The organism is Pantoea sp. GCM10028869 (genome assembly GCF_042666835.1).
Lineage (GTDB): Bacteria > Pseudomonadota > Gammaproteobacteria > Enterobacterales > Enterobacteriaceae > Pantoea > Pantoea leporis.
This window is the reverse complement of the sequence record NZ_JBHTGO010000007.1, coordinates 78,630-92,435: the sequence shown is the minus strand read 5'-3', so window position 1 is coordinate 92,435 and position 13,806 is coordinate 78,630. Positions and strand designations below refer to the sequence as shown.

Genomic DNA, 13,806 nt, shown 5'->3' with positions numbered 1-13,806 from the left:
TCATATCATCAACTTAAGTAAAATCGGTTTTGATCGTCGCAGGCTGGCGGTCAATACGCTGCGGTAGCAGTGTCGCCAGCCAACTCACCAACGCGGTGAGGCCACGGAATAAGCGGCGCAGCGGCGCAGGTCCATACTCGGCCAGACGCAGATAGCCTTTAAAACCCAGCACCATAATGTCGGCCAGACTTTGCACCGGTTTATCTTCCGGGAAGCCGTCCTGCCACAGCGCCCAGGTATCGGCGCGAGCGAAGGTGCACTGAATAAATTCAATGTGTTGGCGCGTCGTGAGTTGATGCAGGCGAATCCCGGCGCGACGGCCAAACACGCGCTGCACCTGACACGGGAAGCTGAACTCTTGCTGACCACGGCGCAGCAGCAGCGACACGGTTTCGTCCTCTTTTAGCGCATCGGCTTCGCGCAGCTCAACGCCCACGCCGCCGTCGGAATAGTCACGCAGCGTGCACGGCACCATGTGTCCATCTTCACGCGCGATGGCGGCAGGCATGGCGATTTCCACACGATGCGCTTCGCGGATCTGGCGCGCTTCAACCGATACCGCCACCGCGCCGCCGAGGATAATCATGTTGTAAATCACCCACACTAAACTGACCCAAATGGTGAGCATTTCGTTGGCCGGACCGTACGCCATGCGCCAGAAGGCCATGCCGATACCGGCGATATTCAGCAGCACCAGCATCATGTACGGCTTGGTAATCACCCAATCGAGATGACGTTCGGCGACCAAACCACCTTTGGCGGTAACGTTGAATTTGCCTTTGTGCGGATTAAACAGCGCCACCGTGGTTGGCCGCGCGATGTACCACGCCAGCACGGTTTCATACACTTCGCTCCAGAACGAATGTCGCCAGCGGCCCTGAATGCGCGAGTTGGTCAAACTGGTGTGCAGCATATGCGGCAGCACGTAGATGGCGATCGCCAGCGCGGGCGCGTAGATGATGTAGGCGTGGAACAGCAGAAACGCCAGCGGTGCCAGCAGGAAGATCAGGCGCGGAATCCCGGCGAGAAAGTGCAGCATGGCGTTGGCGTAACACAGGCGCTGCACCAGCTTTAATCCTTTGCCGAACAGCGGGTTATCGAGGCGGAAAATCTGCACCATCCCGCGCGCCCAGCGGATACGCTGGCCGATATGCGCGGACAAACTCTCGGTGGCCAGACCGGCAGCCTGCGGAATACGGATATACGCCGAGGTGTAACCCTGACGATGCAGGCGCAGCGAGGTGTGCGCATCTTCGGTGACGGTTTCTACCGCAATGCCGCCGATCTGATCCAGCGCAGTTCGGCGCAATATGGCGCAAGAGCCGCAGAAGAACGCTGCGTCCCAGGTATCGTTGCCATCCTGCACCAAACCGTAAAACAGCGAGCCTTCGTTAGGCGTCTGGCGGAAGCGACCGAGGTTACGTTCAAACGGATCGGGTGAGAAGAAGTGGTGCGGCGTTTGCAGCATCGCCAGCCGATGATCTTTCAGGAACCAGCCCATCGTCAGCTGCAGGAACGAGCGCGTCGGCACATGGTCGCAGTCAAAAATGGCAACATATTCGCTGCGGCACACGGCTTTCAAAGCATGGTTGATGTTACCCGCTTTGGCGTGTTCGTGGGTGGGACGCACCACGTAATTGACGCCGACGCTGGCGGCAAACTCGCGGAACTCTTCGCGCGTGCCGTCGTCCAGCAGGTAGATATTGAGCTTGTCCTGCGGCCAGTCGATGCCCATCGCCGCGTAGAGGGTCGGTTTCACGACGCTCAGCGGTTCGTTGTAGGTCGGCACCAGAATATCGACGCTCGGCCACGAGGTGATTTCCGGCGGCATCGAGACCGGCTGACGATTGAGCGGCCACAGCGTCTGGAAATAACCCAGCACTAATACCGCCCACGCATAGGTTTCCGCACCTATCAGCAGCAGACCAAACGTCAGGCTGATCGGGTCATCCCAGTTGAGAGTTTCGGTGTAGCGCCACCACAGATAACGGCAGGAAATCGTCAGCGATAACACGATCAGCATGATGGTGGACAAGCGGCCCGGCACGCGACGCACCAGCATCGCCAATCCCCACAACAGCAGTACGAAGACAAACTGCGTGGTGATGCCGAAGGGCTGCGAGATGCACAGCAGCGCCAGCAGGCTGGCGACAATCGCTGCCACGATAAACAGCAGCTGCCGCAACCACGCGGGCAGCGCCTGAATACGTTGTTCGCTGCGCTGGGCGAACCGGTTTTGTTCCAGCCGTGCCGGCAGCGCACCGAGCCACTGATAGAGCGGCTCGCGCCAGCGGAACAGCGGTTTGACGCTGAAACTTTTACGCGTGCGTTTATCCAGCGGCAATACCAGCATCAGCCACAGGCTTTGCAGTGCATAGCGCAGCGGGTCAAGCGGACGTGGGCGCAGCGGCGAAATTTGCGGGTAGTAACGTTGACGATGTTGCAGGATGCGCTGCCATCCCGGTGTTTCCAGCCGCAACAGCGACCACGCGAGTACGCACCACATTAAATGCAGCGCGATGGTGAAACGGCCCGCGCCATGCTGATGCGCCAGCTGAGCGCGGCGTTGCAGCGCCTGCCACGCTTGCGGCATCAGCAGCCAGCGTAATGGATTCACGCCGCGCCTCCCGGCACATGCAGCAGCAGCCAGTTAGCCAGCGTGTTGATCTCTTCGCTGGCCAGCGCATGCGGCCGATATTCGCCCACCGGCTGTTTCATCATCAGCGCTTCCGCCAGCGCTTCATCGCGGTGAATCACTTGGGGAATCAGTTTTTTCAGCGAGCTGATCCACAGCTGATGCAGATCCTGCTGTAGCTGGCTGTTGGCGTTGAACTGGTTGATCAGAAACAGCGTGTGCGCAGGAAAACGCGCGTGATGCAGACGCAACTGACAGTTGGCATCCAGCGTTAGCACCTGCAGCAGACGATCGGCCGCGGTAACCAGGGATCGCTGCCACGGCAACAGATCCGCTGGCATGTCGAAAATAATCCAGTCATAGTGCGATTTCAGGGCCGGTAGCGCGTGTAGCAGCGGTGCGGCAAATTCTGCGTTGATAGCGCTGATGCTGGCGTACTGTTGCGACGTGAGTGCGCCAAACGGCAGAAAATCCAGCCCTGCCTGATAGCGCTGAGCGCACTGCTGCCACGCTTGCTGTTCGAGCAGCGCGGGCGCCCAGCCCTGAGAGCGGTCGAGCGGTATATTAAAATGGGCAGCTAGCTGATTTACCGGGGAAAAATCGATAACCAGCACCGATTGCTGCAGCGCGTTAAACGCCCAGCCGAGTGCGGCGCTCAGCGAAGTGGCGCCACAACCGCCACGCAATCCTTGTAATGCAATAACAGGCATTAACGTTCTGACTCCTGTGCGGCGCTTATTTCACGCAGCAATGGCCAGCGCGTCATAATGGTATTCAGTCGCGCTTCGCGGGCAATATCAATGTAGCGAAATGCCTGAAGGGAAAAGGCATCACTTAAGGCTGTAATGTCATCGTGCTCTTCGCTGCTAGTCGCATTCAGCGAAAATGCATTCTCTGTTTTCATTATTTTTTTGCCACCGAAAAATCGACAACGGATGAATTGTGGTTTTATTTTTTGTAAAGTTTAAACCTGAAGTAAAGACAAATGCTATCCACAGATCAATATGATTTGCGCTAATACGCTATTTTTTATTTCACCCGTTCCAATTGCGGCTGTCTCGATTAAACTAGCCTGGATTGTATCGATCGCGAATCAAATATGAAAAAACATTATGCGCTTGGCCTGCAGCAGATTCAGCAGGAATTAAATACTCTGCAGAATCCGGGGTTTTACTGGATTACCAGCCAGCGTCAGGAAGATGCGCGAACGCTGCTGCGTCAGGTAGTTAGCCAACAAAAGGCGGCTACGCTCATCAGTGCGGATGAGAAACCGCAGGCGCTTTTGACGCCCGATCCCATCGGCGGTCCAGCGCGTATGCCGTTATTTTCACTGCCGGCTAATAAACGCAGCCTAAAGCAGCTGGAAAGTGATTTTTCCCGTGTGCTGAATAGTCGCAGTGGCCTGGTGATTTTTTATAGTAATGCCGCGCTGTGGGGAAAATTATCGCCCGATGAGTTAACCTTCTGGCTTAAGCGCATGCGCCGTTTGTTATCTAAAAAACAAATTACGTTGTTAATGATCACCTCCGGTACGTCAATAATTCACCTGCGTAATCATCTGCAAGGTTATTTTCGCCAGCTTGATGGTCTCGCACATTTGGAGTTTCAGCAGGACAGTTGGCATTATCGAATTAACTGGTGGTATGCGGCAGATAAATTACTGGCCGACCGCGCTATCCGTTTGAGTTATGTCGATAATCAATTTATTGCCGTTAATCAAGCGGAACAAAATATTCCCTTAAGCCGCAATGATGAAAACCAATTCCTTGCGCAGGAAGGTGTGCTGGAAGGCGCGCCGCCGCTTTCGACGCAGTGGCAATTGTTTAGCGATAACGAAAGCGTGTTCTCGCGTGCGCAGCAGGCGAACGCCGCCACGGTCATCTTTAGTCTGGTTCATAATCAAGACGTTAATTCTTTAGCAACGATGGTCCATAGTTTGCGTCGCTCACGCGGTAGTGCGCTTAAGATTGTGGTGCGCGAAATCAGTACCATGCTGCGCTACAGTGATGAGCGTTTGCTGCTGGCCTGCGGCGTGAATGCCATTGTACCGACCGCGGCCAGCCTGTCGCGCTTTCTTACCACGCTGGAAGGGATTCAGGGGCAGCAGTTCTCGCGCCATGTGCCTGCCAATCTCCATGCCCTGATGCAGGCGCTGCAGCCGCTACAGCAGAAAGGCTTTTTACCGCTGGATGCCTTTTGCGCGGCGGTGCAGCAGTTGATGAGCAATACGCTGCTGCCGGAAAATGACAAAGGCTTGATGGTGGCGCTGCGCGCGGTGCCGCAGCTGAAACCCGAACAGATTCTGACGCTGTGTAAACCGCGCCGCTTCGGCGATCTCGTGACGCTGGTGAACGACCGCATTTATCTGTTCCTCTCTTCATGCCGATTCAATGATTTGGATATCGCGCTGAAGTCGATCTTCTCGCTGCCGCACGACGAGCTGTTTAGCAATCGTATCGTCTGGTTTGAAGACAATCAGATCGTGTCGGAGGCGGACAAAATTCGTCAGCTGACGCCGGTGGCACAGCGCGACCGGCAGGCCACGCCGCTGGCCGCTGCGCCAGTCAGCACGCAAACCGCCGCGCCTGAGCGCGGGGCACAAACGCCGCAGCCGATTACCCTCAACCTCGATGGAGTAAGCCACCAATGACGCTGATGGATTGGGTGCAGGTGGCGATCCTGCTGTTATTGATTTTGCTGTTCCTGACATCACTGTTTGGGCGCGGACGAGCGCGCAGCGGCTCTAATCCGCTGCTGCGTTTGTTACCGACGCGCGCACTGAAATCAGAAGGACAGTGGCAACGCAAAACCCATAAAACGGATAAACATGAATAACAGATTCACGATGCACGGCTCGTGGTGGCGCGGCCTCGGTGGCTGGAACTTTTACTTCCTGATCAAATTTGCGCTGCTGTGGTACGGCTACCTTAATTTTCACGCGCTAAGTAACCTGGTGTTTCTGGCGTGGCTGCTGTTCCCACTGCCGGGCGCGCGGCTGCATCGCTTGCGTCAGTGGATTTCGCTGCCAATTGGCGTGGCGCTGTTCTGGCACGATACCTGGCTGCCGGGACTCCATTCGATTATGAGCCAGGGCAGCCAGCTGGCAGGCTTCTCGCCCAGCTATCTGCTCGATCTTGCCAATCGCTTTATCAACTGGGAGATGATTGGCGCGGGCTTTGTACTGCTGGTGCTGTATCTGTTTATCGCGCAGTGGATTCGCGTCACCGTGCTGGTGTCGCTGATGCTGATCTGGCTCAACGTGCTGACGATCGCCGGACCGGCAATGAATTTACTGCCGAACAGCGCCGCCACGCCGACGGTGAAGCTCAACGATACGCCAGCGGCGAAAGCGCCAGATGGCCTCGATCAATCCGCGCCGCCAACCAGCGCCAACCTCACCGCGTGGCTCAACCGTTTTTACGATGCCGAGCGCCAGCGTGCGACCCATTTCCCGGACGCCTTGCCAGCTGATTCGCAGCCGTTCGATATTCTGGTGATCAACATCTGTTCGCTGTCGTGGTCGGATTTGAACGTCGCGCAGCTGCGTAATCATCCGCTGTGGCAGCACTTCGATATTCTGCTTAACAACTACAACTCTGCCACCGGTTACAGCGGCCCGGCGGGGATTCGTCTGCTGCGCGCCAGCTGCGGCCAGAGCTCGCACAGCGATCTGTACAAAGCCACCGATCAGCGTTGCTATCTGTTTGATAATCTGGCGAAGCTGGGCTTTAAACAGCAGTTGATGATGGATCACACCGGCGTGTTTGGTAACTATCTCAAGGAACTGCGTGAAGAGGGCAATCTGCAGGCGCCGCTGATGTCGCAGGCGGGCATCTCGCCGGAGGTGACGTCATTTGATGGCTCGCCGGTATTTAATGATGCGCAGCTGATGCAGCGCTGGCTCGACGATCGCACCAAGAGCAGCGATGCGCGCTCCGCGACCTTCTATAACCTGATTCCGCTGCATGACGGTACGCGCGAGTTGGGCAGTACGCGCAGCGCAGACTGGCAGCCGCGCGCCAAAGTGCTGTTTGATCAGCTCGATGCCTTCCTGACCAATCTGGAGAAGTCGGGCCGTCGCGTGATGGTGCTGGTGGTGCCGGAACACGGCGCGGCGCTGCAGGGCGACAAGATGCAGATGTCAGGATTGCGTGATATCCCCAGTCCGGATATCACCCATGTGCCGGTCGGCATTAAGTTTGTTGGCATGAAAGCACCGCATCAGGGCCAGCCGCTTAGCGTGGAGACGCCTACCAGCCTGATGGCGATCTCGGAAATCGTGTCGCGCGTGGTGGATGGCCAGGTATTTAACGCGCCGAACGTTAATATGTCGGTGCTGACCGATAATTTGCCGCAGACGCCGGTGGTGTCTGAGAACGATAACGCGGTGGTGATGATGTATCAGGGTAAACCGTGGATCCGCCTGAACGGCGGCGATTGGGTGCCGTATCCGCAGTAGGTCGCCATTAATGGTGTGATGCCGCTCAGTTAAGCGCGGAGCGACTTTCGTTCGCCATGTGCTGAGGCAGTTGCAGCACCTACGTGCGGCGACCGAGCAGAGGACGCCTGGCCGCGCCCTCTGCACTCCCGGGCCTTGCGCCAGCCCAACCCGCCGCTTCGCGGTGCCTTCACTCATTCACGATTCCTGACGGACCGGTGGCGATTCGCTCCTGCTCAGCGCCACCTCTCGCCGCATCCATGCGGCTCGCCCTGGAATCCCTCATTCGCTCAGCGGCTCGGGATGTCGCCTCAACACCCGCGCTGCAGCATTAACGCGAATTTTTCACTCGCAATCGCTACAAATCTCATGGGGTTGTCATCCATGACGGCCAGGCGCGCTTGAATGCGCGTCAAAACCTGCATAATTCCGAATCACTTCATAAATAACCAAACTTGCTTATTTTTCGCCTTTATCCCGGCGAAAAAAACGCGTGACCTGGGATATACTCGCTGCGAATTTCATCTCATTACACGCCTTTGGTGGCCTGGAGAAGTTTTGTTGCGCGTCAGTCGTTCTCTAACGATAAAGCAGATGGCGACGGTTTCCGCCGTGGCGATGGTGACCATCTGCATCTTTATTGTCATCCAGCTCTTTCACTTTGTGCAGCAGCGCAGGATTGACTACGCCCAGCAAATGGAAAATGTGGCGCACACCGTGCGTCAGCCACTCTCCGAAGCGGTACTCAAAGCCGATATTCCGCAAGCCGAACGCATCCTTAATACCCTGAAACCGGCCGGTATTTTATCGCGCGCCGATGTGGTGTTGCCAAATGCCTTCCAGGCGCTGCACGCCGATTTTGCGCCGGAAAAACCGGTGCCGCGCTGGGTCGCACGCCTGTTTGAGCTGCCGGTACAAATCACGCTGCCGCTCTATTCCGTGGAGCGTTCCGGTTTGCCGAAGCCGATTGCCTATCTGGTGCTACAGGCTGATTCCTCCCGCGTCTATCAGTTCCTGCTCAGCACGTTATCCACCATGATCACCACCTACCTGCTGCTGGCGCTGATTCTCTCGATCGCCATTAGCTGGTGTATCAACCGCTTGATTGTGCATCCGCTGCGCGATCTTTCGCGTGATTTACAGGAGCTGCCGCCGCAGGCGATTCTGACCCACAAAATGAAGCTGCCGAATAATCATCGCGATGATGAAATCGGCATGTTGATCCGCAGCTACAACCGCAACCAGCAGGTGCTGGAGTCGATTCACGACGAAATGAGCCGCATGACCACGCATTTTGCCGTTACGGATCTGCCCAATCGCGCGCTGTTCCTTGCGCTGCTCGAACAGCACATCAGCCATCGCCACAATCGTCAGGCGTGGGGCTTGATGGTGATTCGCATTGAAACGCTGCAGGAAGCCAACGGCGTGCTGAGCGATGAGCAGCGCGATACGCTGATGCTGACGCTGGTGGAGAAGATTCGCAGCACCGTTGACGATCACTCACTGCTGGCGCAAACCGGGCCCAGCGACTTCGCCTTGCTGATGAAACGCGCGCACAATCCGTTCCGCGCCATGCGCCTGGCGCGTAACCTGATGATTCGCATTAATCAGCCGGTGAACCTGCAACAGCTGCAGCTGCGTCCGAACGCCAGCATTGGCCTGGCGCTGCACGAAGAGAGCAGCATCTCGGCCAGCGAACAGCTCGATCGCGCCACCTCGGCGATGATGTCGGCGCGGCATCAGGGCAAAAACCAGATTCTGTTTTTCGATCCGGCGCTCACCGAGCGGGCGCAAAAGCGTTTAACGCAGGAACACGACATCTTGCAAGGTCTGCAGGACGAGCAGTTTGCTCTTTATCTCCAGCCGCAAATCAATATGGAAACCGGCGAGCTGGCCGGTGCCGAAGCGCTGCTGCGCATGCGCATGCCGGATGGCAGCTACGGATTATCGGAAGAGTTTATTGCCAGCGCCGAAGAGATTGGCGTGATCTCGGCCATTGGCCGCTGGGTGTTTGAAGAAGCCTGCCGCATTCTGGCCGGCTGGCAGAAGCAGGGCATTAACATCCCGCTCAGCGTCAATATCTCGGCGGTGCAGCTGCGTGATGCCAGCATGGTCAGCCATTTGCAGGGCTTGCTGGAGCGCCATCGCATCGCGCCGGGCAACTTCGTATTGGAAATCACCGAAACCGCGCAGATTGGCGATGCCGAACAGGCGATTGCGCTGCTGCGCTTGCTGCAGCAAACCGGCGTGGCGGTAGCGCTCGATGATTTCGGAATGGGCTACTCCAACCTCAACTATCTGCATCAGTTCAAAGCGCTGCCGGTAAATAAGCTGAAAATGGATCGCAGCTTCGTCGCCGCGCTGCCGGATGACGACACCATGGTGCGCATCGTGGCGGCGATTGCCGACATCATTCACCTCGACGTCATCGCCGAAGGTGTGGAAACCGCCGAGCAGCGCGACTGGCTGCTGGCGCGCGGAATTACTATAGGGCAAGGCTACTTATACGCTGAAGCGCTGCCGCTCCACGTCTTTAACCACCGCTGGCTCAATAGCTCGCAACTCCCTGAATAATCACCTTGGTTATTGATTTTCCTTACAAAATTGTAGCGAAGCGCTGTGCTGAAGCGTTTCAGTTCATAGTTAGAGTTTTGTAACTTTTGTAAGGAATAGTAGGGGATATTAATCTTGTTAACAGGGTGTTATTTTCCTCGCCATCGGTAAGGTTTTACGCTTCTGGCGGCTTGCCGCATGCGTTCTCCACAACAATGGCGGTGCGAACCGTCTTACTGGACACCTGTTATGAAAATCTTAAAAAGCCTCTATTTTCAGGTACTGGTTGCCATCGGCATCGGCGTCCTGTTGGGCCACTTCTATCCTGAGTTAGGCGCGCAAATGAAGCCGCTTGGCGATGGTTTCGTTAAGTTGATCAAGATGATCATCGCCCCCGTGATTTTCTGTACGGTGGTGACCGGTATTGCCGGCATGGAGAGCATGAAAGCCGTTGGACGTACGGGCGCAGTGGCGCTGCTGTACTTTGAAGTGGTCAGCACCATCGCGTTGATCATCGGTTTGGTGGTGGTTAACGTGGTGCAGCCTGGCGTGGGCATGAACGTTGATCCAGCCACGCTGGATGCTAAAGCAGTCGCGGTTTACGCGCAGCAGGCGGAGCAGCAAGGCGTGGTCGCCTTCCTGCTGGATGTGATCCCGAATAGCGTCATTGGTGCCTTTGCCAGCGGCAACATTCTGCAAGTGCTGCTGTTCGCTATCCTGTTCGGCTTCGCCCTGCATCGTCTGGGCAGCGCCGGCACCGTGATGTTCAACGTCATTGAGAGCTTCTCGAAAGTGATCTTCGGCGTGATCAACATGATTATGCGTCTCGCGCCAATCGGTGCCTTCGGCGCGATGGCCTTCACCATCGGTAAATATGGCGTCGGCTCGCTGGTGCAGTTGGGCCAGCTGATCATCTGCTTCTATATCACCTGCGTGCTGTTCGTGGTGGTGGTGTTGGGGCTGATTGCACGCTTCGCTGGCTTCAACATCTTTAAATTTGTCGCCTACATCAAAGAAGAGCTGCTGATTGTGCTGGGCACGTCATCTTCCGAGTCTGCGCTGCCGCGCATGCTGGATAAGATGGAGAAGCTGGGCTGTAAGAAATCGGTGGTGGGGCTGGTGATTCCAACCGGCTACTCCTTCAACCTGGATGGCACCTCGATTTACCTCACCATGGCGGCGGTGTTTATCGCTCAGGCGACCAACGCGCATATGGACGTGTTCCACCAAATCACGCTGTTAGTGGTGCTGCTGCTCTCCTCGAAAGGCGCAGCGGGTGTAACCGGCAGTGGCTTTATCGTGCTGGCGGCGACCTTGTCAGCGGTGGGCCATTTACCGGTTGCGGGCCTGGCGCTGATTCTCGGTATCGACCGCTTTATGTCCGAAGCGCGTGCGCTGACCAATCTGGTGGGCAACGGCGTGGCGACCATCGTGGTGGCGAAGTGGGTCGGCCAGCTGGATGAGAAACAATTGAATGCGACGCTTTCTGCCGGGAAAAAGGTGGATAACGCACCAGAAACCGCCGCATAACCTGCTATTTGCGTTAATTTGCCGAGAAATGCCCGCTGTCGCTTGCCCTGACAGCGGGCATTTGCATAATAAACCCCATTGATTTTTTTCCCGATTTTTTGCCTCGTTGCGCGACATCCTGACCTTCTCGTGGTCAAAGAGTCTGTTATTAAATAAACGTGGCGGCACAATGCCGCGCCGGTCACCCCAGATGTGACCGAACATGCCGCGCTAACGAGCGTTGATCTGTTTGAGTAGGGGTTCACATGCAGGGCACCAGAATTCGGCTTTTGGTTGGCGGATTGCTACTGGCAGCGTCCGGTTTTGGCGTGCACGCCGAGACGCTCCAACCCGATCCCGCCTGGCAGGAAGGCAAACTGGACAATGGTTTTAGCTGGCAGCTGCTAACCACACCACAACGTCCAAGCGATCGTATTGAGCTGCGCCTGATTGTTAACACCGGTTCGCTGGTGGAGAGTGCGCAACAAACCGGCTATAGCCATCTTTTACCGCGTTTAGCGATGGTGCATAACGCCACGCTGGACACCAATCAGCAACGTGCGCTGTGGCAGCAAGCCATGGATCCGCAACGTCCGCTGCCACCCGCTATTTCGTCGTACGATTACACCCAATACAACCTGAGCTTGCCGAACAACCGCCCTGATTTGCTGAAAGAAGCGCTCAGCTGGCTGGCGGCGACCGCCGGGAAAATGACGATTAATGAGCAGGTGGTTTCTACCGCATTAATGGCGACCGATCCGATTGCCACCTGGCCTGCCAATACGCAGGATGTGTGGTGGCGCTATCGCCTGAAAGGCTCGGCGATGCTGGCGCACGATCCCGGCGAGCAACCGCGCGCGCCGGTGGATATCGCACAGCTCAACAGCTTCTATCAGCAGTGGTACACGCCCGACGGCATGACGCTGTACGTGGTAGGTAACGTCGATAGCCGCAGCATGGCGGAGCAGATCAACAAAGCTTTTGCGCCGCTGAAAGGTAAGCGTGTCGCACCTGCCGCGCTACCGACGCTGTCACCGCTGCCGCATCAGCCGGTGAATCTGGTGAATGGCGGCATGAATCAGGATCGCCTGTCGCTGGTGTGGGACACCGCATGGCAGCCGATTCGTGATTCGCAAAATTTGCAGCGCTACTGGCAGAGCGATTTAGCGCGTGAAGCGCTGTTCTGGCATGTGCAGCGCGCGCTGGCTGACAGCAAAGCGCAAAGCGTGCAGGTTGGCTTCGATTGCCGCGTGCTCTATCAACGTGCGCAGTGCTCGATCAACATGGACAGCCCGAATGCCTCTTTGCCGCAGAATATGAATCAGGTAGCGAAAGAGCTGGCGGCGGTGCGCGACAAAGGGTTACCGCAGGAAGAGTTTGATGCGCTGATGGCGCAGAAGCTGCTGGAGCTCAATAAGCTGTTTGCCACATACGCCCGTACCGACACCGATATTCTGATGGGCCAGCGTCTGCGCTCGCAGCAAAACGCGGTGGTGGACATTGCGCCTGAGCAGTATCAGAAGCTGCGTCAAACCTTCCTCAGCGAGATGACGCGCGATCAGCTAAATCAGGAACTGCGCCAGCAACTGTCGCAGGAGCTGACCATGGTGCTGATTCAGCCGCAGGGTGAAGCCGAGACCAACGTGAAGATGCTGCAGGAAAGCTGGGATAAAGTGATGAAGCTACCCGAACCGCCAGCGGTACCCGCGAGTCCGGAAGAAGTGAAACCGGATAACAGCGCAGGCGCGGCGGATCAGACCGCGCCATCATCCTGAACATTAGGTCTTAGCACGTAGCCACTCGGTTACCAGCATCGGCCAACTGGCGAGCGGTAAATCTGCCACGCCACGGATACCAAATCCGTGGCCGCCTTTCTGGTAGAAGTGAATCTCCACCGGCACTTTGTGCTCACGCAGCGCGCTGAAGAACACCATGCTGTTGTTCACCGAAACCGATTCATCATCGGACGCGTGAATCAGCAGCGTCGGTGGCGTGTGTGCGTGCACGCGCGTCTCCAGCGAATAAGCATCAACCATCTTCTGATCCGGCCATGCGCCGAGCAAGCGGGTGCGTGCACCTTCATGCGCCAGACCTTCACGCATGCTGATCACCGGATAGAGCAGTACCATCGCATCCGGGCGCGGTGTGAAGCTGTCGGCTTGGTCCTGCACCGGATAGAGTTTCTCGCCAAAGCGGGTGCCGAGGCTGGCGGCAACGTGTCCGCCCGCCGAGAAGCCCATCATCACGATATATTTGCCGTTCAGCCCGCGCTGCGCACGTTCACGCAGCACGCGCACCGCACGCTGCGCATCGGCCAGCGGCGCGTCTGGACCTTCGTGGTGACCGTCATACGGCAGGCGATAGGTCATCACCGCCAGCGTGTAGCCCATTGACGTGAAGAAGGTGGCGAGCGCGCTGCCTTCGCGGTCGATCAAGACCCGCTGATAACCGCCGCCCGGCGCGACCAGCAGCGTGATGCCGTTCGAGGTTTCCGGATGCCAGATGGCAATTTCCGGGCAGCGCACGCCGGTGGCGGCGCGGTCATAAGGTTCATACTCTTTGGCGAGATCGACGATCTGCGGCTGAGCGCGCGAATCGCTCGCGCCTGGCGCATCACCGTGTGGCCAGATATTGATGATTTCTGTGTGCATAAGTCAGTCCTGAGCGAGTC

10 protein-coding genes are annotated in these 13,806 nt (G+C 57.0%); 6 read left to right on the top strand and 4 right to left on the bottom strand.

The features are described 5' to 3' along the window. Nucleotides 1-13: 13 nt before the first annotated feature. Genes bcsA through bcsR form a run of 3 tightly spaced genes read right to left on the bottom strand, consistent with a single transcriptional unit; the run spans nt 14 to nt 3,539 of the window. Nucleotides 14-2,617, bottom strand: coding sequence for a UDP-forming cellulose synthase catalytic subunit (bcsA, locus tag ACFQW4_RS17995; protein WP_336768738.1), 2,604 nt, complete (start codon nt 2,615-2,617; stop codon nt 14-16). Beyond that, nucleotides 2,614-3,345, bottom strand: a complete 732-nt coding sequence (gene bcsQ, locus ACFQW4_RS17990) for a cellulose biosynthesis protein BcsQ (RefSeq protein ID WP_336768737.1) — start codon at nt 3,343-3,345, stop codon at nt 2,614-2,616. Before bcsQ ends, bcsA begins: the two co-directional genes overlap by 4 nt. After that, nucleotides 3,345-3,539 (bottom strand): cellulose biosynthesis protein BcsR, encoded by a 195-nt coding sequence (bcsR, locus tag ACFQW4_RS17985; RefSeq protein ID WP_377726480.1) that lies wholly within the window; start codon nt 3,537-3,539, stop codon nt 3,345-3,347. The genes bcsQ and bcsR overlap by 1 nt, the downstream gene beginning before the upstream one ends. A gap of 195 nt (nt 3,540-3,734) precedes the next feature. Here bcsR and bcsE point away from each other — a divergent pair, with 195 nt between their 5' ends. The 6 genes from bcsE to ACFQW4_RS17955 all read left to right on the top strand — a co-directional run bounded on the left by bcsE (nt 3,735) and on the right by ACFQW4_RS17955 (nt 12,910). Further along, on the top strand, nt 3,735-5,285 hold the full coding sequence (gene bcsE / locus ACFQW4_RS17980; RefSeq protein WP_377726478.1) for a cellulose biosynthesis protein BcsE: 1,551 nt from the start codon (nt 3,735-3,737) through the stop codon (nt 5,283-5,285). Beyond that, nucleotides 5,282-5,470: a cellulose biosynthesis protein BcsF gene (locus ACFQW4_RS17975; RefSeq protein ID WP_192414390.1), complete on the top strand. Its 189-nt coding sequence runs from the start codon at nt 5,282-5,284 to the stop codon at nt 5,468-5,470. The genes bcsE and ACFQW4_RS17975 overlap by 4 nt, the downstream gene beginning before the upstream one ends. Then, entirely contained in the window at nt 5,463-7,094 is a 1,632-nt protein-coding gene (gene bcsG, locus ACFQW4_RS17970) for a cellulose biosynthesis protein BcsG (RefSeq protein ID WP_309836443.1), read from the top strand. The genes ACFQW4_RS17975 and bcsG overlap by 8 nt, the downstream gene beginning before the upstream one ends. Nucleotides 7,095-7,634: 540 nt before the next feature. Beyond that, nucleotides 7,635-9,647, top strand: a complete 2,013-nt coding sequence (gene hmsP, locus ACFQW4_RS17965; RefSeq protein WP_377726606.1) for a biofilm formation regulator HmsP — start codon at nt 7,635-7,637, stop codon at nt 9,645-9,647. A gap of 228 nt (nt 9,648-9,875) precedes the next feature. Further along, nucleotides 9,876-11,156 carry a dicarboxylate/amino acid:cation symporter gene (locus ACFQW4_RS17960; RefSeq protein WP_377726475.1) on the top strand — a complete coding sequence of 427 codons (1,281 nt, stop codon included), beginning with the start codon at nt 9,876-9,878 and terminating at the stop codon, nt 11,154-11,156. A 245-nt stretch (nt 11,157-11,401) separates the two neighbouring features. Continuing rightward, the gene (locus ACFQW4_RS17955) at nt 11,402-12,910 is read left to right on the top strand and encodes a pitrilysin family protein (protein ID WP_101763783.1); all 1,509 of its coding nucleotides are present in this window, start codon (nt 11,402-11,404) and stop codon (nt 12,908-12,910) included. Between the two features lie 3 nt (nt 12,911-12,913). Here ACFQW4_RS17955 and ACFQW4_RS17950 read toward each other — a convergent pair whose 3' ends face one another. Further along, complete coding sequence (locus tag ACFQW4_RS17950; protein WP_101763782.1) at nt 12,914-13,786, bottom strand: alpha/beta hydrolase; 873 nt, start codon at nt 13,784-13,786, stop codon at nt 12,914-12,916. Nucleotides 13,787-13,806: the final 20 nt, after the last annotated feature.